We start from the raw sequence: 25,768 nt of genomic DNA on the forward strand, positions 1-25,768 counted from the left end.
ATTGTCTAGTGCCGAATGCCACCGCCAACCACCTCGCCCCGGCGTCAGTCGCACTTCCGATTGCACCCGAGGCTTCCTGTGCCCGGGTGTTGCCAAGGCTTCGACGGGTGCTCCAACCGGTTCGGCCGAAGGGAGGGGCGAGGTCGGCCAGGAGGCAGCCATCACAGAACAGACGCCCGCGCGAGCGGGCGTCTGTTCGTCTCGGCCTCTGTTGGAGAGGCCAGCGGCTCAGCTCTTCAGCGACGCCAGGACTTCATCCAGCATCTTCTTCGCATCACCGAACAGCATTCGATTGTTCTCCTTGTAGAAAAGCGGGTTGTCGACGCCCGCATAGCCCGAAGCCATGCTGCGCTTCATGACGATCGAGGTCTTGGCCTTCCAGACTTCGAGCACCGGCATGCCGGCGATCGGGCTGTTCGGGTCGTCCTGTGCTCCCGGGTTCACGATATCGTTGGCGCCGATGATCATCGCGACGTCGGTCTGCGGGAAGTCGTCGTTGAGCTCGTCCATTTCCTGAACGATGTCGTAGGGTACCTTGGCCTCGGCCAGCAGCACGTTCATGTGCCCTGGCATGCGCCCTGCCACCGGATGGATGCCGAAACGGACATTGACACCCTTTTCGCGCAGCAGCTTGGTGATCTCGTAAACGGTATGCTGCGCCTGCGCGACGGCCATGCCGTAACCGGGAACGATGATGACGTTCTTCGCTTCGCGCAGCAGTTCCGCCGTGTCGGCGGCGGTTACCGCGACCACTTCACCTGCCGGTTGCGCTCCGGCTGCAGCTGGCGTGCCGCCGGTGGTGCCGAAGCCACCGGCGATGACGCTGATGAAGTGACGGTTCATCGCCGCACACATGATGTACGAGAGAATCGCACCGCTCGAGCCGACCAGCGCGCCCGTGACGATCAGCAGATCGTTCGAGAGCATGAAGCCGGTGGCTGCCGCGGCCCAGCCGGAGTAGCTGTTGAGCATCGAGACGACGACCGGCATGTCGGCGCCGCCGATTGCCATCACCATGTGGATCCCGAAGAGCAGCGCGATGGCGGTCATCACCACCAGCGGCAGCATGCCTTCGCTCAGCGAGTGGGCGTTGATGAACTCGCGTCCGAACCAGATCACCACCAGCAGTCCGGCCAGGTTGATCCAGTGGCGCCCCGGCAGCAACATCGGGTTGCCGGAGATCTTGCCGGACAGCTTGCCAAAGGCGATCACCGAGCCGGAGAAGGTGACGGCACCGATCAGGATGCCGACGTAGATCTCGATCTCGTGGATGGTTTTTTCGGCGCCGGTCATTTGCGCCGAGGCCGCCGGGTCGATGTAGTTGGCGAAGCCGACGAGCATTGCCGCGAGGCCGACCAGGCTGTGCATCAGCGCGACGAGTTCGGGCATCTGCGTCATCTGCACCGTGCGCGCGGCATAGACACCGATGCCCGCGCCCGCCACCATCGCGGCGATGATCCAGGCGTAGCCGGCGGCGCCGACGCGCGGACCGAAGACCGTTGCGAGAACGGCGATGGTCATGCCGATGATGCCGTAGAGATTGCCGCGGCGAGACGTCTCGGGGTGGCTCAGGCCGCCGAGGCAAAGAATGAAGAGGATGGTTGCACCGAGATAGGAAACGGTTGCCAGGCTTTCGGACATGATCGTCGTCTCCTATTTGCGGAACATTGCCAGCATGCGCTGGGTGACGGCGAAACCGCCGAACATGTTGATCGTCGCCAGAACGATGGCGCCGACCGCGAGCCAGCGAATCCACTCCTCGGGACGTGCAACTCCCTCTGCCAATGGCGGTGCGATCTGGATCAGCGCGCCAATCGCGATGATGCTGCTGATCGCGTTGGTGACGCTCATCAGCGGTGTGTGCAGGGCGGGCGTGACATTCCAGACCACCATGTAGCCGACGAAGCAGGCGAGGACGAAAACCGTGAAGTGGCCGAGGAAGGCTGCCGGTGCGCCGGCACCGATGCCCCAGAAGATCAGCGCGCCGGCAGCGAAGAGCAGGCCGACGGCGGTGCTCGAGGCCGTAGACCCGCCCTTGCCATGGCCGTGCGACTTGGCCGCGGGCTTGGCCGCGGGTGCGGCCGCCGGGGCTGCCGCTGGCGCCATGGACAGCGTCGGAGCCGGCGGCGGCCAGGTGATGGTGCCCTCCTTGATGACCGTCGTGCCACGGATCACTTCGTCATCCATGTTCACGTCGATCGTACCGTCCTTGCCCTTGCACAGTTCCTCGCTCAGCCGGAAGAGGTTGGTGGCGTAGAGGGTGCTCGACTGCTTGGACAGGCGGCTTGGCAGGTCGGAATAGCCGATGATCGTCACTCCGTGCCTGACGACGACCTTGCCCGGTTCGGTGAGCTCGCAGTTGCCACCCTGTTCGGCCGCCATGTCGACAATGATGCTGCCCGGCTTCATCGACTGCACCATCTCGGCGGTGATCAGCCGCGGCGCCGGCTTGCCCGGAATCAAAGCTGTCGTGATGATGATGTCCACCTCCTTCGCCTGCTTGGCGAAGGTCGCACGCTGCGCCTTCTGGAAACCTTCGCTCATCACCTTGGCGTAGCCGCCTACTCCGGAACCCTCCTCCTGATAGTCGACCGCGACGAACTCGCCACCCATCGACTTGACCTGATCCGCCACTTCCGGCCGGGTGTCGTTGGCGCGAACGATCGCGCCCAGTCCCGAGGCAGCACCGATCGCCGCCAGGCCGGCGACACCGGCACCGATGACGAACACCTTGGCCGGCGGTACCTTGCCGGCGGCGGTGATCTGGCCGGTAAAGAAGCGGCCGAAATGATGTGCCGCCTCGATCACCGCGCGGTAGCCGGCGATGTTCGCCATCGAACTCAGGGCGTCGAGCTTCTGCGCCCGCGAAATGCGCGGTACGCTGTCCATCGCGAGGACCGTGGCCTTGCGCGCCGCCAACTGCTGCAACAGCTCGGGATTCTGTGCCGGCCAGATGAAGCTGACGAGTGTCCCGCCCTCACGCAGCAGCCCAACTTCTTCGCTCGATGGGCCGCGGACCTTGAAGACGATGTCCGACGAAGCCCACAGGTCGGCCGCGGTGGTGACGATCTCCGCACCCGCGGCACGGTAATCCTCGTCGGAAACGTTTGCCTGCTCGCCGGCGCCGGATTCCACGGCAACGGTGAAGCCCAGCTTGATCAACTTCTCGACGACTTCTGGTACGGTGGCGACCCGTCTTTCCCCCGGTGCCGTTTCCCTCGGCACCCCGATTTTCATTGGCATTCAGTCCTCCATTACTCGTTGCTCGTTCTTCGAGTCCACGCATTCAAAAAGACCGGTCCGCATCCCGCCCGCGGCTGGTCCCCCAAAGAGCCACACCTGCCCCGTCGAAAACGATCCCGCCTCGACATCGCATCCTGTTGCTGCCGTCGGTCGCGGCTGCCGCCTCACCCATGTCGGCTGTTGTGGGAAAGGCTGCAGCATCGCCCATGCCTCCGCGTGCCAGCTTACCACAAGCGTAAAGCCAAATTTACCATGCGCTGGGCACCGCATGGCCGAGTCGTCCCGGCTGTCTCGACGACGACCGCCCGCAGCGGCGCCGGCGCAACACGCGCCGCCGCGCATACGGCGGCAAGCCGTGCCGCCTTTGAGCACCCGCAGCGGCGCCGTGGCTGAGACCGAGCATTGCGAATCGGCCGCTCTTGCGCAACCACGACACCGACACGGCCCAACCTGGCAGGATGACGGCACGCATCTTGCTTCTCCGATCGCTGACCGCCCGAGTCACGCATTGCCGCAGCCGTTGCTGCTGTTGATGCCCCATCGTGGTGCACCAGCATCGCCAGTGTGCCCCCCGTTGGTGCGGTGCAGCATCTTGTCTCGACGGTGCTTTCCGAGTATAGTCGCGGGTCGCGCGGAGTGGCCGGAACGGCCGCGTCGTACCCGAGAGGACGGCTGTTGCGAGCAATGCGGTTCGCTTGCCGTCCCAGTTTTGTGAGGATTCGAGAGTGATGGATTCCGCCATACCTGAAGGGCAGGGTCTCTACGACCCGGCCAACGAGCACGATGCATGCGGCGTCGGTTTCGTCGCGCATATCCAGGGCAAGAAGAGTCACTCGATCATTGAGCAGGGCCTCCTGATCCTGAAGAACCTCGATCATCGCGGAGCGGTCGGTGCCGACCCCTTGATGGGCGATGGCGCCGGCATCCTGATCCAGATTCCCGACGATTTCTATCGCGCCGAGATGGCGAAGCAGGATATCGAACTGCCGCCGGCTGGCGACTATGGAGTCGGCATGGTGTTCCTGCCGCAGGAATCGGCGTCGCGTCTGGCCTGTCAGGAGGAGATCGAACGTGCCGTGCGGTCCGAACACCAAGTGGTGCTCGGCTGGCGAGACGTGCCCGTCGATCATTCCATGGCGATGTCGCCGACGGTGCGCGCACGCGAGCCGGTGATTCGCCAGATCTTCGTCGGCCGCGGTGCCGATGTCATGGTCACCGATGCCCTCGAGCGCAAGCTGTACGTCATCCGCCGTCGGGCGGCGAACGCCATCGGAGCCTTGGGCCTGAAGCACGGCAAGGAGTTCTACCAGCCGTCGATGTCGGCGCGGACGGTCGTCTACAAGGGCCTGCTGCTCGCCAACCAGGTTGGCGAGTATTACGCCGACCTGCGGGATCCCCGCTGCGTCTCGGCAATGGCGCTGGTTCATCAGCGCTTTTCGACCAATACCTTCCCGACCTGGAGGTTGGCGCACCCGTTCCGGATGATCGCGCACAACGGCGAGATCAACACCCTGCGCGGCAATTACAACTGGATGCGCGCACGCGAGAAAGGGACGTCGTCGCCGTTGCTGGCGGGCGACCTCGAGAAGATCTGGCCGCTGATCTACCCTGGCCAGTCGGATTCGGCATCGTTTGACAATGCGCTGGAACTGCTGGTGATGGGCGGCTACTCGCTGGCGCATGCGATGATGATGCTGATTCCCGAGGCGTGGGAGTCGCACACCCTGATGGACGAGAAGCGCAGCGCGTTCTACAAGTACCATGCAGCGATGATCGAACCCTGGGATGGACCGGCTGCGGTCGCCTTCACCGATGGCCGCCAGATCGGCGCCACGCTCGACCGCAACGGCCTGCGTCCGGCCCGTTACCTGGTGACTGACGACGATCTCGTGGTCATGGCCTCGGAGGCGGGCGTGCTGCCGATACCGGAGGAGCGGATCGTCCGCAAATGGCGCTTGCAGCCGGGGAAGATGTTCCTCATCGATCTCGAGCAGGGGCGGATCATCGACGACGCTGAACTCAAGGACACGCTTGCCCGCGCCCGGCCGTACCAGGATTGGCTCGGCCGCATCAACATCAAGCTCGACGAACTGCCGGCGCCGCACGCGGTTCCGGCAGGCGCCCATCCGACGCCGTTGCTCGACCGGCAGCAGGCCTTCGGCTACACGCAGGAGGACATCAAGTTCATCCTCGAGCCGATGGCCGGCTCCGGCGAGGAAGCAACAGGCTCGATGGGCAACGATTCGCCACTCGCCGTTCTTTCGAACCGCAGCAAGCCGCTGTTCAATTATTTTCGGCAGCTCTTCGCGCAGGTGACCAATCCACCGATCGACCCGATTCGCGAACAGCTGGTGATGTCCTTGGTCTCGTTCATCGGGCCCAAGCCGAACCTGCTCGGCATCAACGAGATCAATCCGCCCTACCGTCTCGAGGTGTCCCAGCCGGTACTCGATTTCGACCACATGGCGAAGCTGCGGCGGATTGCAACCTACACCGGCAACAAGTTCCACTCGGCCGAGCTCGACATCTGCTATCCGCTGGCTTGGGGCCGGCAGGGGGTCGAAGCGCGCCTGGCCTCGCTGTGCGCCGAGGCGGAAGACCATGTGCACAAGGGTTCCAGCATCCTCATCGTTTCCGATCGCCGGCTCGACGCCGAGCATGTCGCCATCCCCGCCCTGCTGGCCACCTCGGCGGTGCATCAGCACTTGGTGATGAAGGGGCTGCGGACGCGCGTCGGTCTCGTCGTGGAGACCGGTGCCGCACGCGAGACGCACCATTTCGCTGTCCTCGCCGGATATGGGGCGGAAGCGGTGCACCCCTACCTCGCGCTCGAAACGTTGCAGGAAATGGCGGGCAACGATCCGGTGAAGGGCGACAAGGCGATCAAGCACTTCGTCAAGGGCGTGGGCAAGGGTCTCCTGAAGGTCATGTCCAAGATGGGCATCTCGACCTACATGTCGTACACCGGCGCGCAGATTTTCGAAGCCGTCGGACTGCAGAAGAGAATGGTGGACAAGTACTTCACCGGCACCTCGACGCAGGTCGAGGGCATCGACGTCTTCGACGTCATGGAGGAGGCGATCCGTCTGCACCTGCAGGCCTTCGGCAACGATCCCGTCCTGGCGACGATGCTCGACGCCGGTGGCGAGTATGCCTACCGGGTGCGCGGTGAGGAGCACATGTGGACTCCCGAAGCGATCGCCAAGCTGCAGCATTCGACACGCAGCGGCAGGTACGAGAGCTACAAGGAGTATGCCCGCCTGATCAACGAACAGACCAAACGCCACATGACGCTGCGCGGGCTGTTCGAGCTGAAGCCGGCCGGACAGCCGCCGCTGCCGCTCGCCGAGGTCGAAGCGGCGACAGAGATCGTCAGGCGCTTCACCACCGGTGCCATGTCGCTCGGTTCGATTTCGACCGAAGCACACAGCACGTTGGCGATCGCGATGAACCGCATCGGCGGCAAGTCGAACACCGGTGAAGGTGGCGAGGATCCGGCGCGCTTCCGGACCCTGCTGGGCGGCGAGATGCTTTCCGATGTGCTTGGCAAGTCGCGCATCGAGCGCGACTACCGGTTGCAGCCGGGCGACAGCCTGCGCTCGGCGATCAAGCAGGTCGCCTCCGGGCGCTTCGGCGTCACCGCCGAGTACCTGGTCAACGCCGACCAGCTGCAGATCAAGATGGCACAGGGTGCGAAACCAGGCGAGGGCGGCCAGCTGCCGGGCCACAAGGTATCCGAGTACATCGGCTTCCTGCGCCATTCGGTGCCGGGAGTGGGCCTGATCTCGCCGCCGCCGCACCACGACATCTACTCGATCGAGGATCTGGCGCAACTGATTCACGACCTCAAGAATGCAAACCCGAAGGCATCGATCAGCGTCAAGCTGGTCTCGGAAGTCGGTGTCGGCACGGTGGCCGCCGGAGTCACCAAGGCCAAGGCCGACCATCTGGTCATCGCTGGCCATGATGGCGGTACCGGCGCCAGTCCGCAGTCGTCGATCAAGCATGCCGGTTCGCCGTGGGAGCTTGGTCTCGCCGAGACGCAACAGACGCTCGTGCTCAACGGATTGCGGGGCCGCGTCCGGGTGCAGGTCGATGGACAGATCAAGACCGGGCGCGACGTCGTCGTCGGCGCGCTGCTGGGAGCCGACGAGTTCGGTTTTGCGACCGCGCCGCTGGTGGTCGAGGGGTGCATCATGATGCGCAAATGTCACCTCAACACCTGCCCGGTCGGCGTCGCGACGCAGGATCCGGTTCTGCGCCGCCGCTTCTCCGGCCAGCCGGAGCACGTCGTCAATTTCTTCTTCTTCATCGCCGAGGAAGTCCGCGAGCTGATGGCGCAACTCGGCATCCGTCGTTTCAACGACCTGATCGGGCGCAGCGACCTGCTCGACATGCAGCCCGGGATCAGCCATTGGAAGGCGAAGGGGCTCGATTACAGCCGCATCTTCCATCGCCCGGCCAACGCCAGAGGCGCTGCCGTCTTCCATTGCGAGCAGCAGGATCACGGACTGGCGAAGGCGCTCGACCGGCAACTGATCGACCTGGCCCGGCCGGCGATCGACAACGGCGAACGCGTCACGCTCGATCTGCCGCTGCGCAACATCAATCGCACCGTTGGCGCCATGCTCTCCGGGCGGATTGCCGAGCGGTACGGGCGAGCGGGTCTGCCCGACGGAACGATCGAGATTCGCTTCCGGGGAACTGCCGGTCAGGCCTTCGGCGCCTTCCTGGCTCGCGGCGTCACCCTCGACCTCGTCGGTGAGGCCAACGACTACGTCGGCAAGGGTCTTTCGGGCGGGCGCATCATCGTTCGTCCGAGCGCCGGCTTCCGTGGTGAGAGCCGCAGCAACATCATCGTCGGCAACACCGTCCTCTACGGCGCGACCGAAGGGGAAGTCTTCTTCGCCGGTGTCGCGGGCGAGCGCTTTGCCGTGCGCAACTCGGGTGCGACCGCAGTCGTTGAGGGGGTCGGCGATCATGGCTGCGAGTACATGACCGGCGGCACGGTCATCGTTCTCGGCATGACGGGGCGCAACTTCGCCGCCGGGATGTCGGGCGGCGTCGCCTACGTCTTCGATGAGGAGGGGACCTTCGCCTCCCGCTGCAACATGGCGCAGGTGTCGCTCGAACCGGTCGAGGAGGAGTTGCTGGCGCGCCAGGGCAGCGACGCCGGCGACGAGCTGGAAAGCCACGGCAAGGTCGATGTCCGGCACTTGGGCGAGATCGATGAGGTCCTCCTCAAGGGACTGATCGACAAGCATTACCGCTACACCAACAGCCGCCAGGCGCAACGCGTGCTGAACGATTGGGAGCGCCATCGCCGGCGTTTCGTCAAGGTGATGCCGCATGAGTATCGCCGGGTGCTCAGCGAGCTGGCGAAAAAGGAACCGGAGACCGTATAGAAATGGGCAAGCCGACAGGATTCATCGAGTACCAGCGTCTGGCGGAAGCGTCCGAGCCGGTTGCTGCACGCCTCAAGCACTACCGCGAGTTCGTCCTCGCGCTGACTGACGAGCAGGCCAGCCTGCAGGGGGCGCGCTGCATGGATTGCGGCATTCCGTTCTGCAACAGCGGATGTCCGGTGAACAACATCATTCCCGACTGGAACGATCTCGTGTACCGCGGCTACTGGCAGCAGGCGCTGGCGGTCCTGCATTCGACCAACAACTTCCCGGAATTCACCGGCCGCATCTGTCCAGCTCCGTGTGAAGCGGCTTGCACGCTGAACATCAACACGGATCCGGTGGGGATCAAGTCGATCGAGCATGCGATCGCCGACAAGGGTTGGCAACAAGGGTGGATCGTGCCGCAGCCGCCGACGCAGAAGACCGGCCGGAAGGTTGCCATCGTCGGTTCCGGACCGGCAGGCCTGGCTGCCGCACAGCAACTTGCACGCGTCGGCCATGCCGTCGTCGTGTATGAGAAGAGCGACCGCATTGGCGGCCTGCTGCGCTACGGCATCCCCGACTTCAAGCTGGAAAAGTCGCACATTGACCGCCGCGTCGAACAGATGCGCGCCGAAGGCGTCGAGTTCCGTGTCGAACAGGAGGTTGGCGGTAGCGGGCCGGGCGCAGTCCCGGGTGCCCAGCTGCTGGCCGAATTCGATGCCCTGATCGTCGCCGGTGGCGCTGAGTCGCCGCGAGATTTGCCGGTACCCGGGCGCGAGCTCGATGGCGTGCACTTCGCGATGGAGTTCCTGCCGCAGCAGAACCGGGTGAACGCCGGCGACCGCCCCAGCCAGCAGATCACCGCCACCGGCAAGCGAGTGGTCGTCATCGGCGGCGGCGATACCGGATCGGACTGCGTCGGTACGAGCAACCGTCAGGGTGCCCTGTCGGTCACCCAGTTCGAAGTGATGCCGCAGCCGCCGGCGCAGGAGGACAAGGCACTGACCTGGCCTTACTGGCCGATGAAGCTGCGTACGTCGTCATCGCACGAGGAGGGCTGCGCCCGCGACTTCGCCGTGTCGACCACGCAGTTCATTGGCGAGGGTGGCAAGCTCAAGGCGCTGCGCGTCGCTCGTGTCGACTGGAGCGGCGGGCGGATGAGCGAGATCCCCGGGAGCGAAACCGAGATTGCCGCCGACCTCGTCCTGCTTGCCATGGGCTTCGTATCGCCGGTACGGCAGGGGTTGCTGGAGGAACTGGCGGTCGAACTCGATGCGCGCGGCAACGTCCGCGCCACGACCGATGGCGACGGCTGCTACGCGACCAGTGTGCCTCGGGTGTTTGCCGCCGGCGACATGCGCCGTGGGCAGTCGCTGGTCGTCTGGGCGATTCGTGAGGGCCGGCAGTGCGCCCGCGAGGTCGATGTCTTCCTCATGGGGCGTTCGGACCTGCCGCGCTGAAGCCTTGCCGTGCAACGCATCTCCCGATGGGCGCGGCAAGGCGGCCGTCCAGCTCGCCCCGCCAGCGCGGCTTCGGACGTATACTGTCGCCCGGATGCACGCAAGGGAGTGACCCTGTCTGCTGCTGGCCTGCCCGCGCTCCCCTTTTTCCAGTGACCGAGCGTGACATTTTTGTGCCCGCCTCGCCACCGGATCTGGAACAATGATTGCCACAGCGTGAACGCTGGTGTCGACTCCCGTTGCAGGTGCGGCCGGGTCCTCTGCATCAGCAGGCCGCTGCCGCCGGACGGATCGCCGGCACGCGCAACAGGGACCAATCGTAGCGTCTGATCAGGTTTCAGCAAATGAACATCGTCATTCTCGCCGCCGGCCAGGGCAAGCGAATGCACTCCAATCTGCCAAAGGTCCTGCATCCTCTGGCTGGCAAGGCGCTCGTCTCGCACGTCATCGACACCGCACGCAGTCTTGCGCCACAGCGGATCTGCATCGTATACGGGCATGGTGGCGAGGCAGTGCGTGCCGCCATCACGGCGCCTGATCTGGTCTGGGTGCTGCAGGAACCACAGCTGGGGACCGGACACGCGCTGATGCAGGCGTTGCCGCATCTGGCGGCTGCCGGAACGACGCTGGTGCTCTATGGCGACGTGCCCCTGACCCGGGTGGAAACACTGCAGCGGCTGCTGCATGCGGCACGTGACTCGCTGGCAGTGCTCACCGTCGAACTGGACGATCCGGCCGGCTATGGCCGGATCGTCCGCGACGCTGCCGGCGACGTCGCGCGCATCGTCGAGCAGAAAGACGCCTCGCCCGACGAGCGCACGATCCGCGAGATCAATACCGGCATCATGGCCCTGCCGACAGCGCGTCTTGCCGAATGGCTCGGTCGCTTGTCGAACGACAACGCGCAGCACGAGTACTACCTGACCGACATCGTCGGCATGGCGGTTACCGCCGGACTGCCGGTGCGTACCGCCCAACCGCAGTCGGCAGCGGAGGTGCTCGGGGTGAACAGCAAGGTGCAGCTGGCCGAGCTCGAACGCGTCGCGCAGCGACGAATCGCTGATCAGTTGCTCACGCAGGGAGTCCGCCTGGCAGACCCGGCGCGGATCGACGTGCGCGGCGAGCTGGTCTGCGGCCGCGATGTCTTCATCGACATCAACTGCGTCTTCGAGGGCCGCGTGGTGCTGGACGAGGCAGTCGAAGTCGGGCCCTCCTGCGTGCTGAAGAACGCACACATCGGCTCCGGCGCGCGCCTCGCCGCATTCAGCCACATCGAGGACGCAATCGTCGGACCGGACGGGGTGATCGGGCCGTTCGCCCGCCTGCGCCCCGGAACCGAGCTCGGTCCGGGGGTGCATGTCGGCAATTTCGTCGAGCTGAAGAACAGCCGCTTCGCTGCGCAGTCGAAGGCCAACCATCTGGCCTACGTCGGCGATGCAGTCGTCGGCAGTCGCGTCAACATCGGTGCCGGAACCATCACCTGCAACTACGATGGCGCCAACAAGTTCCAGACGGTGATCGAAGACGACGCTTTCATCGGTTCCGACACGCAGTTGGTGGCGCCGGTAACCGTTGGTCGCGGCGCCACCCTCGGCGCCGGCACGACGCTGACCCGCGATGCCCCGCCGGATACTCTGACCATTTCACGTGCCCGGCAAACCTCAATATCGGGCTGGAAACGGCCGCAGAAAATCAGGAAGTGAACTGACCATGTGTGGAATCGTTGCCGCGGTCGCCGACCGCAACATCGTTCCCGTCCTGCTCGAGGGCCTGCGCAGGCTCGAGTACCGCGGCTACGACTCGGCGGGTCTCGCCCTGATCGACGACAGCGGCCTGCGCCGCCTTCGCGCCGTCGGCCGGGTTGCCGAATTGACGGCGCAGGTCGATGAGACGCACGCCGCGGGCAACACCGGCATCGCACACACGCGCTGGGCGACGCACGGCGTGCCGTGCGAACGAAACGCCCATCCGCACATCTCCGGTGGGTTGGCCGTCGTCCACAACGGGATCATCGAGAACCACGAGTCGCTGCGCAGTCGCCTCAAGGACCTCGCCTATGTCTTCACTTCCGACACCGACACCGAAGTCGTCGCTCATCTGATTGCCCATGAGTTGAAGACCGAGAGCGACCTCCTCGCTGCCGTTCGGCGGGCCGTTGCGCAACTGCAGGGTGCCTACGCGATCGCCGTCGTCCGTGAAGCGGATCCGAGCCGGCTGGTCGTCGCGCGTGAAGGCGCGCCACTCCTTCTCGGTTTGAGTGGCGACGGGTTCTACGCCGCCTCCGATGCTTCGGCGCTGGTACAGGTCACGCGCCGGATGGTGTACCTCGAGAACGGCGACTGTGCCGAACTGACCCGCGAAGGCTACCGCATTGCCCGCGTCGACGGTACGCCCGTGGAGCGGCCGGAAAGCGAATCGCAGTTGTCGGCCGATGCGATCGAACTGGGCAACTACCGGCACTACATGCAGAAGGAGATCTTCGAGCAGCCGGTGGCACTGGCGAGCACCCTCGAAATGCTCGGCGCCGCGCGCAGCATCCAGCCGGGTATCTTCGGCGCCGAGAGTGAGGAACTGCTCCGCGGCGTGCGGCAGGTGCTGATCATCGCCTGCGGTACCAGTTACCATGCCGGTCTCGTGGCGCGCTACTGGCTCGAGTCGATTGCCGGTGTCGCCTGCTCGGTCGAAGTGGCGAGCGAGTACCGCTATCGCGACTCGGTCGCCGATCCGCAGACCCTCGTCGTCACCATTTCCCAATCGGGTGAGACCGCCGACACTCTGGCGGCATTGCACTACGCCAAGTCGCTCGGCATGCACCGCACCCTGTGCATCTGCAATGTTCCCGAATCGTCGCTGGTGCGCGAGAACAGCCTGCGTTTCATCACCCGCGCCGGTCCGGAGATCGGCGTGGCGTCGACCAAGGCCTTCACCACCCAGCTCGCCGCTCTTTATCTGCTGACGCTGGTCCTCGCCAAGGTCCGCGACCGGCTCGACGCCGAGCAGGAGGCTGGCGAACTGCAGGCCATGCGACACCTGCCGATGGCGGTCAGCATGATCCTCGAACTGGAGCCGCAGATTCGCGAGTGGGCAGAGTGTTTTTCGATGAAGCAGCATGCCCTGTTCCTCGGCCGCGGCCGGCATTATCCGATCGCCATGGAGGGCGCGCTCAAGCTGAAGGAGATCTCGTACATCCATGCCGAGGCCTACCCGGCCGGCGAGCTGAAGCATGGTCCGCTGGCGCTGGTCGATCGCGAGATGCCGGTGATTGCCGTGGCGCCCAACGACGCCCTGCTGGAGAAGCTCAAGTCGAACCTGCAGGAAGTGCGTGCGCGCGGTGGCGAACTCTGGGTCTTTGCCGATGCCGACAGCGAGATGAAGGAGTCGGACGGGATTCACGTGCTGCACCTGCCGGAGCATTACGGTGCCCTGTCGGCGCTGCTGCACGTCGTGCCGCTGCAGTTGCTGGCCTATCATGTCGCGCTGGTGCGCGGCACGGACGTGGACAAACCGCGCAACCTGGCGAAGTCGGTGACCGTCGAGTGAGTCTGCGGGGTCGCCGTGGCGGCGACCCACCTCAGTACTTGACGCGCGCGAAGTAGCTCTTCTCCGACGCCTCGAGCGCCTGCCGCAGGGTGACGACTCCCATCTGCGCCAGCAGCGGCAGCATCCTGAGGAACACCTCGGCAGTTGCACAGGCGTCGCCGAGCGCGTTGTGGCGTCCGGCGATCACCACGCCCAGTCGCTCGGCGATGTGATCGAGCTGGTGCGAGTCCTGATTCGCGTGCAGCACGCCGGAAAGCAGCAACGTGTCGAGGACTGGCTGCCTGAACACCACGCCCGACGAATCCTCCTTCAACTGCAGAAAGCGCATGTCGAAAGCGGCGTTGTGGGCAACGAGCACGGTCTCGTTGCAGAAATCATGGAAAGCGGGCAGAACGACGTCGATCTGCGGCTGTCCGCGCACCATGTCGTCGGTGATGCCGTGAATGCGGACGCCTTCGGGCCGCAGGAAGCGTTGTGGGTCAACGAGCTGATCAAAGTTCTCGTGCCGCAGGAGACGGCCATTGACGATGCGCACGGCGCCGATCTGGATGATCTCGTCGCCGGCAGCTGGTTCGAGTCCGGTGGTTTCAGTGTCGAAGACGGTGTAGGTCAGGTCGCTGAGCCGCCGGTCGAGATCGATGCTCTGGTCGCGGAAATGAAAGAGGTCGAAATCATAGTACTCAGGGCGCACGCTCGGCTCGTCGCCGGCCGTTTGCGCCTGCAGGCTGTCGGGCAGGGCAACCGGCAGCACGAAGCGAAAGAAGGAGCGCGCGCTGGCCTTTTCGCGTTCGTACCAGATTTCCCCGCCGTGACGGTCGATCACGTCGCGCAGCGACAGCAGGGAGCTCTCCGTCCCGAGGTGCATGGTCTCGTTTTCCCAGGTCGCGAAGGTTTCCAGCGAGATGGCGTGGTCGGCCCAGATCATGTCCAGGTAGGCCAGCCTGCCGAAAGGCCGCAGTCGGAAACGCAGTTCAGGGATGCGATGATGATGGACCAGCCTCGCAGCGAGGAAACAGATCGAGAAAACGAGCGAAAAGCTCTCGGCGCGCAGCCAGACCGCCTCGTCGATCTCCTCGTTGCCGGTCGCCAATTGCAGTTCCTGCTCGATGCGACGCTGTGCGGCAACGACCAGATCGAGTCCTTGGACCTCTTCCAGCGGCCAGCGTGTCTTCAATGAATCGGCGAACTCGCTCATCGTCCGGTCGAGACGCTGGCTCATGCGGACGACCTCATCGCTGATGATGCCCATGAAGCGGTCACGGATCTCCGGTTCGATGTCGGGGTAGTCGAGCAGGTTGCCCACTGCGACGCGGATGTTGGCCAGGCTGCCACGGGTGCCGTCGGTCAGGGATTGCAGAACCTGATCGCGGCGGGATTCCTGTTCCAGGCTGCGGGTGATGTTCTCGACCGTCAGCACGTAGCCAGTCATTTCGCGCTGCTGCGGCGCGTCATCGGTCGCCAGGACGGGTACCAGCTGTACGCGCAGGAGTTGCCCGCCACGTGCCGCGGTGATGAAGGTGGCGATTGCCGTGGCCGCGCCCTTGTGCAATCTCTGGCGGACGACGTCGAGGGCGTGGTCGATCTGACTGCGTTCGAGGATCGAGAAGATCGACCGGCCGAGCCCGATCAATGCGCCACCGGCGACTGCCGTGGTACCGAGCGCGAGTGCACGGAACTGCAGTCGCGCCCGGCTGTTGTAGAGCAGGATCCGTCCCTCGCGGTTGCACACCACGACCGCCTGGGCCAGTTCCGACATCAGCGCCGCCAGCCGGTTCTTTTCCTCCTCGACCGACGACTTGGCGGCGGCAATCTGTGCCGCGACATCGTCCATCAGACCGTCGCGCTGCTGCGCGAGATCGTTCGTCGCCACCGCCAGCAGGCGGACCTCCGGCGGTCCTTCGGGGGTGACGCGGAAGTTGTGGTTCGCCGCCAGCATCAGGCGCAGGTTCTCGGCCATCTTCAGCAGACCCTGGACATACTCGCGAAAGAGATAGCGAATCACCAGGAGACCGACGAAGAAGCCAAAGGCGGTCATCATCGTACCCAGCGACAGGTGCGGCGCGATCAGGCGGACGAGCGCTGCGCGCTCGTCCGCCTGGGCATCTGCCCAGACCAGCGCTGCCGTGATCAGGAAGGGGCCAGTCACCAGCAGGAAGAGGATGATGACCGAGATGGCCAGGCGAAGGCGCGCGTTCATTGTTCGGTGGTCGGCAAGGTTGTGGGGCAATGGTCGTGGTGGCCTCGGGGCGGGCGCCGTCGGGCACGGCAATTCTACCGGCTAAGGTCCACCACGGTGCCCAGTCTCTGGCCGACGAACGGGAACTCCGGCTGCCGCCGAGGTGCGCCCGTGCGAGACGGCCGATTTGCGGGCGCCTATCTGCACCTGCAGGGCAAAGAAATGTATCCTGAAGCCTTTCAACGACTGCCGGGAGATATCATGACCGTGTGCCCGATCGCCATCGTTGCCGGCTGCAAGAGATGCCCGGCCTTCTCCATCTGCCCGCTGAAGACCGTTCTCGGTGATGCGCCGAAGCCCGGCGAAAAACCGGACGGGCAAGCGCCGGTGGAGAAGAAGTAGCCCCTGCCCGCGTCGTGCCGGGCTGTCGCGGGGCCTGACCGGTGGCGTGCCGGAATGCTCTCGCGGACCGGCGCCGCTATGCAACCCGCGCTCAGCATGCACTGCTGCTGGGAGAGGAAGCCGATTGACTCGCAGCGACAAGGCCCGGATACTCGCGACGTTGCCGGCGAGACTCCGGTGACGCGAGGCAAGGGAAGCCGGTTCGCGCTGTCGTCTCGCAGCCGTTTCGCCGGTAGCGCCGTTTCACTCCTGACTGGGAGGTCTCTCCATGGGTCTGCGACTGAAATTCAATCTCGTGTTGCTCGCCGTGTTCCTTGCCGGCTTCTCCGTCACCGGCTATGTTTCCCGGACCTTGCTCGACCGGCACGCGGGCGAGCAGGTGCTTGGCGAGGCGCGCCTGCTGATGGAAGCGGCGTTGGCGGTGCGTGCGTATACGGTCGACGAGGTGCGGCCGCACCTCGTCGGACAGATGGACAAGGTCTTCCTGCCGCAGACGGTGCCGGCTTTTGCCGCCACCGAAACGCTTCAGCACCTGCGACGGAATTACGCCAACTACGCCTACAAGGAAGCGACGCTCAATCCGACGAACCTGCGCGACCGGCCCGCCGACTGGGAAGCCGACCTGATCCACAGCTTCCGGAACCGTGCCGAGCAGAAGGAGATCAGTGGTGAGCGCGACACGCCCACCGGCCGGCTGCTCTACGTCGCCCATCCGATCCGCATCGAGTCGCCGGCCTGTCTTCAGTGCCACAGCACACCCGACGTCGCGCCACCGTCGATGATCCGCATCTACGGCCCGGCCAATGGCTTCGGCTGGAAGCTCAATGAGGTTGTCGGGGCGCAGGTCGTTTCGGTCCCGATGTCCGTGCCACTGGAGAACGCGGCACAGGCCTTCCGCACCTTCATGGTGTCGCTGGCGGTGGTGTTCGCGGTCGTCTTCGTCGTCCTCAACCTGCTTCTCTCCTGGCTGATCATACGGCCGGTGACGCGCCTGTCGGCGGCGGCCGACAAGGTCAGCACCGGTGATTTCGAGCAACCGGAGTTTCCCGAGAAGGGTGGCGACGAGGTTGCCGTGCTGGCCAGCTCGTTCAACCGGATGCGTCGCAGTCTCGAGAAGGCGATGCAGATGATCGATGGCTGAGCGGGCAACGAGCGGCGTGGGCAACGACGGCGCCGGCCAGGGGCAGCGTCGCTCGTCGGCAGCCGACAACGACCTGCTGGCACTGCCAGCCGGCCATGCCATGCACGAGTACCGGATTGATCGCGTTCTCGGCAGCGGCGGCTTCGGCATCACCTATCTGGCGCACGATACGCATCTCGACTGCCCGGTGGCGATCAAGGAGTATCTGCCGCGTGACACTGCCGGCCGTGGGCCTGGGCTGTCGGTGCGCCCGCACTCGACTGCCGGCGCCAGCTCCTTCGCCTGGGGTCTCGATCGTTTTCTGCACGAATGTCGGGCGCTCGCCAGCTTTCACCATCCCGCGATCGTGCGCGTACTGCGCTACTTCACTGCCAACGACACGGCCTACATGGTCATGGAATACGAAAGCGGAGAGCCGCTCGACAGATGGCTGGCCAGTCGCGAGCCAGTCGATGCCGCCACGCTGCAGCGCATCGTGCGACCCTTGCTCGACGGGCTCGAAACCATCCACAACACCGGCTTCCTGCATCGCGACATCAAGCCGCGCAACATCTACATGCGGGCCGACGGCTCACCGGTGCTGCTCGACTTCGGCTCGGCCCGACGCCTGGCCACGCAGGGACAGCAGCAGTTGCTGACCGCGGTCGTGACGCCCGGCTTCGCACCGGCCGAGCAGTACCTGCCCGACGGCAAGCAGGGCCCGTGGAGCGACCTCTACTCGCTGGCCGGGGTGATGTACTGGCTGGTCACGGGTCACCTGCCAACCGAGAGCCTGGCGCGGCTGCGCGAGGACCCAATGCCCACTGCGGTGGCGATCGGTCGGGCTGATGTCTACGGCAAGGCGATGCTGCGGGCCATCGATTGGGCGCTGACGCCCGACGAGAACCTGCGCCCGCGACGGGTGGCGGATTTCCGCCGCGCCTGCCTGCCGTCGGCCGGGCAACCCGCGGCGGAAGCAGCCGACCCGCCAGCGGTGCTGCCGACGCCCGGCAGTTCCTTCAGTGAAGGCTGCAGCTTCATCGGCGCGGTCCTCTTCAGCGACGTGTGCGTTGCTTCGACGCCAGCCGAGGCGGCCGCCGAGGCGGCGCACAAGGAGCACCGCCAGCTTCTGGCGACGCTGGTCAGCCAGGCCGTCGCCGGCGTGCCGGTGAACAGCCGCCTGGCAGCGAATACCCGCGAGGGTTGTGCCGTCTGCTACGTCGGCGACCCCGAGGATGCCCTGCGCACCGCCAGCCGGCTCAGTGCGGCAGCGAGCCAACGCGGGCTGGGCCTGCACATCGGCATCAACCTCGGGCCGGTACGCGTCCAGCCCGATCCCGGAGGCCGCTCTCGCCTGCTCGGCGATGGCGTTGCCAGCGCCTTCCGCGTCATGCGTTTCGCCGAGCCCGGTCAGGTTCTGGTCAGCGCCGCCTATGTCGATCTGATTGCGCAGCTGCGCCGCAGCGCGGCGACCTGTTTCACCGCGCTTGGCCAGCGGCGCGACCCGCAGGACCGGGTGCATGACCTCTACCTTTACGTCGGTACACCGGGCGCGCTCGCCTCGCAGCCGATCACCGCCAGTGCCGCCGCAACGACGGCGGGTGACCTGACGCCGGCCGTCGTCGAGGAGGCCGAACGGGTATTGACGGCGTACATCGGACCGATGGCTCGCATCCTGGTGCGCAAGACGCTGCCGCGTGCCGGCGGACGCCAGGATCTGCACCGCCTTCTGGCGGAAATGATCCCCGATCCCCCAGCCCGGGCGGCATTTCTCGCCGCGCTCACGCACAGGTTGCAGCAGCCAGCGACGGGCGCGAAACAGGACAGTCATCGTCCCGGCTCGCCTTCGTCAGCAGCCGCGGCCGTGCCGACACCTGCCGCCACCGCCGGCAGTGATCTCGCCGAGGCCGACTGCGAGCGCGTCGGCCGGATACTGGCACGTCATATCGGCCCTCTGGCGAAGATTCTGTTGCGTCGTGAAGCCGCCAGGGCGGCCGACCTGGATTCGTTGTGCCGGGCGCTGGCCAGCCAGATCGACAGTGCAGAGCAGCGTGCCCACTTCCTCAGAGAGGTCGCTACGGGGCAGGGCTGATCGTCTGCTCCGTCCGGCCAAGAAAGGCACGAAACCACAGCCGTGGTCGTGGCGAGGGACAGCGAGGCTGTCGGGCGCGACGACGTGCGATTTTCCCTGCCTGAGCGGTCGGAACGAACTAATGCAGCAGTCCGGCGCGCAACAAGGAGTCGATCATCAGTTGCGTCAGTTCCGCCACCTGCCCAGCTTGCGCTCCCGAGGGCGGCGCCGTGGCACTACCCGACCAGAAGACGGCCGCGCTGGCGGCATCCACCATCTCTGCGCTGCAGACCATCCCCTGCGCCGCAGTCGGCCACCCGAGCGGAAAGGACAGGCCAAGACCGCCGGCGCTGAAACCACCGGTGCGGTAGCCGCCGCTGCCGCCAGCAATGCCAATGCCCACCTGCGGCGCCGGATTGACCACCGGCAGGTCGTCCGGCGCCAGTTGCACGCGGGCCACGATCGGGGCTCCGACGTGTTCGGCGGCCGACCTGATCTCCTCGCTGCCGGCAATGCCGTCGGCCGGGAAGTGGGGTATGGCGTAGCTCTGTATGCCGGACGCTCCCGTCCGCTGCAGTCGCATCGCCCACTGGTCCTCGCAGATGCGGCGCAGCGAAGGGTCACCGCTCTGGCAGACCACGAGAATCTGCTGGCCCTTGAGTACCGCACCGGAAACCTTCGGGTCACGCCACTCGCTTTTCATCTGCGTGGTCGCGCAGCCGACGAGCGTCAGCGTGACCAAGGCCGTGGCCAAAGACAGTACCCGGTTTGTCAGGATCGCCCGCATCGGCTTTCCTCTCCTTGTCGGTCGTACCAGCCGTCATGATAGCCCCACCATCCCCTGCCACGGCACAACAAGTGGGGCGCTGCCGACCGCAGAGGGCCGCTCACATCAGGACGATGTCGTACTGCTCCTGCGAGTAGCTCGGTTCGGCCTGCAGCGAAATCGGCTTGCCGATGAAGTCGGAGAGCATCGCCAGCCCCTGTGACTCCTCGTCGAGGAAACGGTCGATCACCGCCTGGCTGCCGAGGACCCGATACTCGCGGGCATTGAACTGGCGCGCCTCGCGCAGCAGTTCACGCAGGATCTCGTAGCAGACCGTGCGCGCTGTCCTGACCTCCCCGCGCCCGCCACAGGTCGGGCATTCCTCGCAGAGGACGTGCGCCAGCGACTCGCGGGTGCGCTTGCGCGTCATTTCGACCAGCCCCAGGGCGGTGAAACCGTTCACCGTCAGGCGTGTGTGGTCGCGCGCCAGTGCCTTGTTGAACTCGCTGAGAACCGCCGACCGGTGCTCGTCGTTCTCCATGTCGATGAAGTCGATGATGATGATGCCGCCCAGGTTGCGCAGGCGCAACTGGCGGGCGATCGTCTGCGCGGCCTCGAGGTTGGTCTTGAAGATGGTGTCGTCGAAGTTGCGGACACCGACGAAGCCACCGGTATTGACGTCGATGGTGGTCATCGCCTCGGTCTGGTCGATGATCAGGTAGCCGCCGGACTTCAGGTCGACCCGCCGCGCCAGTGCCTTCTGGATCTCGTCCTCGACCCCATGCAGATCGAACAGTGGTCGTTCACCGACGTAGTGCTCGAGCAAGGGCGCCACCGTCGGTGTGTACTCGGCGGCAAAGGCGGTCAGGCGCTGGAAGTTCTCGCGCGAATCGATGACGATGCGCGCCGTCTCGGGGTTGACGAAGTCGCGCAAGACGCGTTGCGACAACGACAGCTCCTGGTAGAGCAACGCCGGTGGCGCCGCCATCGTCGACTGTACCTGGATGTCGCGCCACAGCTTGCGCAGATACTCGATGTCCTTCGCCAGTTCGGCTTCGCTCGCGCTCTCGGCCATCGTGCGGACGATGAAGCCGCCCGGCTCGTCACCAGGCACCAGTCGCCCCAGCTTCTCGCGCAAGGCCTCGCGGTCGGCCTCGCGCTCGATCCGCTGTGAGATGCCGATGTGCCTGTCCTGCGGCAGATAGACCAACATGCGGCCGGCCAGCGACACCTGTGTCGACAGGCGCGCCCCCTTGCTGCCCATCGGGTCCTTGATGACCTGTACGAGGATGCTCTGGCCTTCGCTGAGCAGTCGCTCGATCGGTCGCAGCGGCTCGTCGCCGGTTCGTGGCTCCCGGATGTCCGCAACATGGAGAAAGGCGGTCCGGCCAAGGCCGATATCGATGAAGGCAGACTGCATGCCGGGCAGGATGCGGACGATCCGCCCGAGGTAGACGTTGCCGACGAAGCCACGACTGGCGCTCCGCTCGATGTGCAGTTCCTGGACCACACCCTGGAGCGTTACGGCAACGCGCGTTTCCTGGGGGGTGAAGTTGATCAGGATCTCTTCGGACATGACGGTCGTTCCACGCAAAGGGGGTGGGAACTGCGGTAACGGGAGTAAGATTTCGACTAGTCGCATTCTACCCTGTCCGATCGCCCCGCCGAATGCCTCGTCTCCACGCTACCCGATCGCCCGAACTGCTTGCTCCGGCTGGTTCGCTGGCGATGCTGCGCACGGCGCTGGCCTACGGAGCCGATGCGGTGTACGCGGGGCAGCCGCGCTACAGCCTGCGGGTGCGCAACAACGACTTCGGCGATCTGCAGGCGCTCGCGCAGGGTGTGGCCGAGGCGCATGCCGCGCGACGCAAGCTCTACGTCGTCAGCAACATCCTGCCGCACAATGCCAAACTCCGGACCTATCTGGCGGACATGGCGCCGGTCATCGCCACGCGGCCGGACGCGCTGATCATGGCCGACCCCGGGCTGATCGACCTGGTTCGCGAGAGCTGGCCCGAGATACCGGTACACCTCTCGGTACAGGCCAACACGCTGAACTTCGCTGCCGTGCGTTTCTGGCAGAAACTGGGCATTGCGCGCATCATCCTGTCGCGCGAACTCTCGCTGCAGGAGATCGAGGAGATCCGGCAGCAATGTCCCGACGTCGAACTCGAGGTCTTCGTGCACGGCGCCCTCTGTGTCGCCTATTCCGGGCGCTGCCTGCTCTCCGGCTATTTCAACCACCGCGACCCGAACCAGGGCACCTGCACCAACTCGTGCCGCTGGCAGTACCGCCTGCACGCCGCCGGCCACGATGCCACCGGCGATCTGCAGGCACGGACCGGCAACGTCGTGCGGGAGCGCGCTGCGGCCTGGCTGCTGGAAGAGGGCGAGCGTCCCGGCGAGTTGATGCCGATCGACGAGGACGAACACGGCACCTACATCATGAATTCGAAGGACTTGCGGGCGGTCGAGTACGTCGGGCGCCTGCTGGAGATCGGTGTCGACTCGCTGAAGATCGAGGGGCGCACCAAGTCTCGCTATTACGTCGCGCGCAGCACGCAGGTCTATCGTCGCGCCATCGACGATGCTGCCGCCGGCAGGCCATTCGACCCCACCCTGCTCGGCGAACTCGACGGCCTTGCCAATCGCGGCTATACAGCCGGTTTCCTGCAACGGCATCATGAGCACGACATGCAGAACTACCTGCGTGGGCATTCGGAGTCCGGGCGCAGTCTCTACGTCGGCGACCTGCTGACCTGGGATCCTGTCGCGCAGCGTGCGCTGATCGAGGTGAGGAACCGCTTCTCGGTGGGGGACCACCTCGAGGTCGTTCATCCCTCGGGTAACCGCAGGCTGACTCTGCAGTGCATGCACGATCTGGCAGGGCTCGAGATCGGCGTGGCGCCCGGCAATGGGCATCGCGTCTGGATTCCCTGGCCGGTCGATCTGCCGGGTGCCTTGCTGGCGCGTCTTCTGTGACACGGTGCAGAGCATGAATCAACCGCATCTCTTCGTCGACATCTCGGCGCACGGCTTCGGTCATCTGGCGCAGGCGGCACCGGTGATCAACGCTCTGACCACGCGCGCGCCAAACCTGCGGCTGACCGTCCGCAGCGGGTTGCCGCAGGAGAAGCTGCGCGAGCGCCTGTGGTGCACCTTCGACCATCTCGCAGCGCGCAGCGACTTCGGCTACGTGATGCTCGACGCCATGCGCGTCGACCTGGCAGCAACGGCGCAGGCCTACCGTCGGCAGCACGCCGAATGGGAACGACTGGTCGCCCAGGAAGCGCGCTTCCTCGCCGGCCTGCAGCCGACCCTGGTGCTCAGCGACGTCGCCTATTTGCCGCTGGCGGGCGCCGCCCGTGCCGGCATCCCGTCGGTGGCACTCTGCTCACTCAACTGGGCCGAACTGTTCGCCCATTTCTTCTCTGCCGCCGACTGGGCGCCACCGATTCACCAACAGATGCTGGCGGCCTACGACAGCGCCGAGTTCTTCCTGCGTCTGACTCCCGGAATGCCGATGATGGATCTTGCGCGGCGGCGAAGCATCGGCCCGGTAGCTGCCCTCGGCGTCGACCGCCGGCAGGCGTTGCGCCAGCAACTCGCCAGTCACCCCGAGGAGCGGCTGGTGCTGATCGCTTTTGGCGGCATCGACACGCACTTGCCGGTCGCGCAATGGCCAGAGGCGAGCGGCATCCGCTGGCTGGTGCCGCAGTGCTGGCGGTTGCGACAGGCCAACACGACCGACTTCGAGTCGCTCGAACTGCCGATGATCGATCTCCTGCGCTCGGTCGATGCCGTGATCGCCAAACCCGGGTACGGCACCTTTGCCGAAGCGGCGTGCAACGGAACGCCGCTGCTGTACGTACGGCGGCAGGAATGGCCGGAGCAGGACTGTCTGATCGAGTGGCTGCACACGCATGCGAGGTGCGCCGAGGTCGCTGCGGCAGATCTGCGCGCCGGCCGTCTTCAGGCGCCACTTGCCGCGCTGTGGCAGCAGCCGCAGCGAAGGCCACCCCGGCCGACGGGCGCCGCCGAGGCCGCCGCTGCCGTCCTGCCTTGGCTGGCCCCCGTCGCGCCGGCGCTCGGCGATCGGCCATCGGTGCCATGAGCCAGGGGTCGTCGAGCGGGCCGCAGCGCCGTCGCCTGCAGGTGGTGGCGGGCATCTGTGTCCTCGGCGCCGGTCTTGGCATCGGCCGGTACCTGTCTGAACGACCGGCGCCCGCCAACCTCGTGATTCCGGTCCATCGCCTGCAGGGCGAGAATCAGGTCGTGGTTGGCGAAGGTTAGCCATGCCCCGCGACCTTCACTGGAGAACTCCGTGCCCGATCACTTGCCGACCACACCCGCACGCAACGCCATGATGGATGGCGAGCACCGCATCCAACTGGAGCTGATCGCCGCCCTCTGTGCCGCGGTCGATGCGCGTGCCGCCAACGAGGAGATCGGCGTCATCCTCGAGCGGCTGCTCGACTTCAGCAAGGCGCATTTCCTTTCCGAGGAACTGTTGATGCGGCTCGACAGTCATGACGAGTTCGACGACCACGTTGCCGACCATGCCGAGATGCTGGACGCGCTGGTGGCCATGCGCGACACCCATCGGGCCGGTGGTACGATGCTGCTGCCGGGACACGCCGGCAAGCTGCTGGCCTTTCTCGTCCGCCACATCGAGACGCGCGATGCGCGCTATGCCAGTGCGCCGCGGATCTGAGCTAGAGTGCTGGAAATCCAGGCAGTGACTGTTGTCTGGTCGTGCGGTGCCATCGACGCCCGGTGCCGCACGACCGGCAGTCGCCGCTGCCGCCTTGCCACGGAGACGGCCTGATGGCGACAGAGTTGCTTTTTCGTGACGACGCCTACCTGCGTACGGCGAGCGCGCGCGTCACGGCGCTGCACCCGCAGGGGATCGAACTCGAGCGGACGATCTTCTACCCGCTCGGCGGTGGCCAAGCGGGGGACACCGGTTTTCTGGTGCGCAGCGGTGGCGAACGCATCGCGGTCGTCGACACGCGCCGCGATGCCGCGCTCGATACCGTCGTTCACGTGCCGGCGCCGGGGTCGGCGTTGCCACAGGTCGGCGAGCTGCTGACCCTGGCGATCGACTGGCCGCGCCGCCATCGGCTGATGCGCCTGCACAGCGCGCTGCACCTGATGTCCTGCGTCGTCGTTGCACCCGTCACGGGCGGCAACATCGCTCCCGATCGCGCTCGCCTCGACTTCGACATCGACATGAGCCTGCTCGATGCCCAGCGGATCGAGAGCGAAATGAACGCGCTGATCGGCCGTGGCATCGATACCGAGACCGTCTGGATCAGCGACGACGAGCTCGATGCGCGCCCTGATCTCGTCAAGACGATGAGCGTCCAGCCGCCGCGGGGCAGCGGGCGCGTGCGGCTGCTGCGCATTGCCGGCATCGACCTGCAGCCCTGCGGCGGCACGCACGTCAGGAACATCGCCGAGATCGGCGGCATCCGCGTGCTCAGAATCCGCAACGAAGGCCGGCGCAACCGCCGCGTCGAGATCGCACTCGTCGACTGACGGACGGTGCGCGGCAGTTCTGCGCCGGTTCCATGATCCGCGTGCCGTGTCGTCGAGTT

The 25,768-nt window shown here is 65.7% G+C and carries 17 protein-coding genes; 12 read left to right on the forward strand and 5 right to left on the reverse strand.

The window, feature by feature from the left end:
• Positions 1–228: 228 nt before the first annotated feature.
• Both pntB and V5B60_RS06110 read right to left on the reverse strand, forming a co-directional pair.
• Complete coding sequence (gene pntB / locus V5B60_RS06105; protein ID WP_332346148.1) at positions 229–1,641, reverse strand: Re/Si-specific NAD(P)(+) transhydrogenase subunit beta; 1,413 nt, start codon at positions 1,639–1,641, stop codon at positions 229–231.
• Positions 1,642–1,653: 12 nt separating this feature from the next.
• Positions 1,654–3,243 carry a Re/Si-specific NAD(P)(+) transhydrogenase subunit alpha gene (locus tag V5B60_RS06110; RefSeq protein ID WP_332346149.1) on the reverse strand — a complete coding sequence of 530 codons (1,590 nt, stop codon included), beginning with the start codon at positions 3,241–3,243 and terminating at the stop codon, positions 1,654–1,656.
• Between the two features lie 728 nt (positions 3,244–3,971).
• On the opposite strand from V5B60_RS06110, the gene V5B60_RS06115 reads away from it, so the two are divergent.
• The 4 genes from V5B60_RS06115 to glmS all read left to right on the forward strand — a co-directional run bounded on the left by V5B60_RS06115 (position 3,972) and on the right by glmS (position 13,633).
• Entirely contained in the window at positions 3,972–8,648 is a 4,677-nt protein-coding gene (locus V5B60_RS06115; RefSeq protein WP_332346151.1) for a glutamate synthase-related protein, read from the forward strand.
• Positions 8,649–8,650: 2 nt separating this feature from the next.
• A complete protein-coding gene (locus V5B60_RS06120) occupies positions 8,651–10,093 on the forward strand; it encodes a glutamate synthase subunit beta (RefSeq protein WP_332346152.1) in 1,443 nt (480 codons plus the stop codon).
• A 344-nt stretch (positions 10,094–10,437) separates the two neighbouring features.
• A complete protein-coding gene (gene glmU, locus V5B60_RS06125) occupies positions 10,438–11,796 on the forward strand; it encodes a bifunctional UDP-N-acetylglucosamine diphosphorylase/glucosamine-1-phosphate N-acetyltransferase GlmU (RefSeq protein ID WP_332346153.1) in 1,359 nt (452 codons plus the stop codon).
• A gap of 7 nt (positions 11,797–11,803) precedes the next feature.
• On the forward strand, positions 11,804–13,633 hold the full coding sequence (gene glmS, locus V5B60_RS06130; protein WP_332346154.1) for a glutamine--fructose-6-phosphate transaminase (isomerizing): 1,830 nt from the start codon (positions 11,804–11,806) through the stop codon (positions 13,631–13,633).
• A gap of 31 nt (positions 13,634–13,664) precedes the next feature.
• Here the strand turns inward: glmS and V5B60_RS06135 are convergent, their stop codons facing one another.
• On the reverse strand, positions 13,665–15,830 hold the full coding sequence (locus V5B60_RS06135; RefSeq protein WP_332346155.1) for a 3'-5' exonuclease: 2,166 nt from the start codon (positions 15,828–15,830) through the stop codon (positions 13,665–13,667).
• A 150-nt stretch (positions 15,831–15,980) separates the two neighbouring features.
• Here V5B60_RS06135 and V5B60_RS06140 point away from each other — a divergent pair, with 150 nt between their 5' ends.
• The 3 genes from V5B60_RS06140 to V5B60_RS06150 all read left to right on the forward strand — a co-directional run bounded on the left by V5B60_RS06140 (position 15,981) and on the right by V5B60_RS06150 (position 19,423).
• Positions 15,981–16,211, forward strand: a complete 231-nt coding sequence (locus V5B60_RS06140) for a hypothetical protein (RefSeq protein WP_332346156.1) — start codon at positions 15,981–15,983, stop codon at positions 16,209–16,211.
• A gap of 268 nt (positions 16,212–16,479) precedes the next feature.
• Entirely contained in the window at positions 16,480–17,352 is an 873-nt protein-coding gene (locus V5B60_RS06145; RefSeq protein ID WP_332346157.1) for a c-type heme family protein, read from the forward strand.
• Positions 17,345–19,423 carry a protein kinase domain-containing protein gene (locus tag V5B60_RS06150; RefSeq protein ID WP_332346158.1) on the forward strand — a complete coding sequence of 693 codons (2,079 nt, stop codon included), beginning with the start codon at positions 17,345–17,347 and terminating at the stop codon, positions 19,421–19,423. The genes V5B60_RS06145 and V5B60_RS06150 overlap by 8 nt, the downstream gene beginning before the upstream one ends.
• 118 nt (positions 19,424–19,541) lie before the next feature.
• Here V5B60_RS06150 and V5B60_RS06155 read toward each other — a convergent pair whose 3' ends face one another.
• Together V5B60_RS06155 and rng are read right to left on the reverse strand one after the other, a co-directional pair.
• Positions 19,542–20,189: a hypothetical protein gene (locus V5B60_RS06155; protein ID WP_332346159.1), complete on the reverse strand. Its 648-nt coding sequence runs from the start codon at positions 20,187–20,189 to the stop codon at positions 19,542–19,544.
• A 100-nt stretch (positions 20,190–20,289) separates the two neighbouring features.
• A complete protein-coding gene (rng, locus tag V5B60_RS06160; RefSeq protein ID WP_332346160.1) occupies positions 20,290–21,744 on the reverse strand; it encodes a ribonuclease G in 1,455 nt (484 codons plus the stop codon).
• Between the two features lie 92 nt (positions 21,745–21,836).
• On the opposite strand from rng, the gene yegQ reads away from it, so the two are divergent.
• The 5 genes from yegQ to V5B60_RS06185 all read left to right on the forward strand — a co-directional run bounded on the left by yegQ (position 21,837) and on the right by V5B60_RS06185 (position 25,709).
• Positions 21,837–23,150, forward strand: coding sequence for a tRNA 5-hydroxyuridine modification protein YegQ (gene yegQ / locus V5B60_RS06165; protein WP_332346161.1), 1,314 nt, complete (start codon positions 21,837–21,839; stop codon positions 23,148–23,150).
• A gap of 13 nt (positions 23,151–23,163) precedes the next feature.
• The gene (locus tag V5B60_RS06170; RefSeq protein ID WP_332346162.1) at positions 23,164–24,282 is read left to right on the forward strand and encodes a hypothetical protein; all 1,119 of its coding nucleotides are present in this window, start codon (positions 23,164–23,166) and stop codon (positions 24,280–24,282) included.
• Positions 24,279–24,461, forward strand: coding sequence for a hypothetical protein (locus tag V5B60_RS06175; RefSeq protein ID WP_332346163.1), 183 nt, complete (start codon positions 24,279–24,281; stop codon positions 24,459–24,461). Before V5B60_RS06170 ends, V5B60_RS06175 begins: the two co-directional genes overlap by 4 nt.
• A gap of 31 nt (positions 24,462–24,492) precedes the next feature.
• A complete protein-coding gene (locus V5B60_RS06180) occupies positions 24,493–24,882 on the forward strand; it encodes a bacteriohemerythrin (protein WP_332346164.1) in 390 nt (129 codons plus the stop codon).
• A gap of 113 nt (positions 24,883–24,995) precedes the next feature.
• Positions 24,996–25,709, forward strand: a complete 714-nt coding sequence (locus V5B60_RS06185) for an alanyl-tRNA editing protein (protein ID WP_332346165.1) — start codon at positions 24,996–24,998, stop codon at positions 25,707–25,709.
• Positions 25,710–25,768: the final 59 nt, after the last annotated feature.

The organism is Accumulibacter sp. (genome assembly GCF_036625195.1).
Lineage (GTDB): Bacteria > Pseudomonadota > Gammaproteobacteria > Burkholderiales > Rhodocyclaceae > Accumulibacter.

What these genes read in the sequence shown, in the direction of transcription:
- yegQ (WP_332346161.1), top strand. Translation starts at nt 21,837, where the DNA reads ATGCCTCGTCTCCACGCTACCCGATCGCCCGAACTGCTTGCTCCGGCT.
- V5B60_RS06135 (WP_332346155.1), bottom strand. Translation starts at nt 15,830, where the DNA reads ATGAACGCGCGCCTTCGCCTGGCCATCTCGGTCATCATCCTCTTCCTG.
- pntB (WP_332346148.1), bottom strand. Translation starts at nt 1,641, where the DNA reads ATGTCCGAAAGCCTGGCAACCGTTTCCTATCTCGGTGCAACCATCCTC.
- V5B60_RS06155 (WP_332346159.1), bottom strand. Translation starts at nt 20,189, where the DNA reads ATGCGGGCGATCCTGACAAACCGGGTACTGTCTTTGGCCACGGCCTTG.
- V5B60_RS06145 (WP_332346157.1), top strand. Translation starts at nt 16,480, where the DNA reads ATGGGTCTGCGACTGAAATTCAATCTCGTGTTGCTCGCCGTGTTCCTT.
- rng (WP_332346160.1), bottom strand. Translation starts at nt 21,744, where the DNA reads ATGTCCGAAGAGATCCTGATCAACTTCACCCCCCAGGAAACGCGCGTT.
- V5B60_RS06120 (WP_332346152.1), top strand. Translation starts at nt 8,651, where the DNA reads ATGGGCAAGCCGACAGGATTCATCGAGTACCAGCGTCTGGCGGAAGCG.
- V5B60_RS06185 (WP_332346165.1), top strand. Translation starts at nt 24,996, where the DNA reads ATGGCGACAGAGTTGCTTTTTCGTGACGACGCCTACCTGCGTACGGCG.
- V5B60_RS06115 (WP_332346151.1), top strand. Translation starts at nt 3,972, where the DNA reads ATGGATTCCGCCATACCTGAAGGGCAGGGTCTCTACGACCCGGCCAAC.
- V5B60_RS06175 (WP_332346163.1), top strand. Translation starts at nt 24,279, where the DNA reads ATGAGCCAGGGGTCGTCGAGCGGGCCGCAGCGCCGTCGCCTGCAGGTG.
- glmS (WP_332346154.1), top strand. Translation starts at nt 11,804, where the DNA reads ATGTGTGGAATCGTTGCCGCGGTCGCCGACCGCAACATCGTTCCCGTC.
- V5B60_RS06150 (WP_332346158.1), top strand. Translation starts at nt 17,345, where the DNA reads ATGGCTGAGCGGGCAACGAGCGGCGTGGGCAACGACGGCGCCGGCCAG.
- V5B60_RS06110 (WP_332346149.1), bottom strand. Translation starts at nt 3,243, where the DNA reads ATGCCAATGAAAATCGGGGTGCCGAGGGAAACGGCACCGGGGGAAAGA.
- V5B60_RS06170 (WP_332346162.1), top strand. Translation starts at nt 23,164, where the DNA reads ATGAATCAACCGCATCTCTTCGTCGACATCTCGGCGCACGGCTTCGGT.
- glmU (WP_332346153.1), top strand. Translation starts at nt 10,438, where the DNA reads ATGAACATCGTCATTCTCGCCGCCGGCCAGGGCAAGCGAATGCACTCC.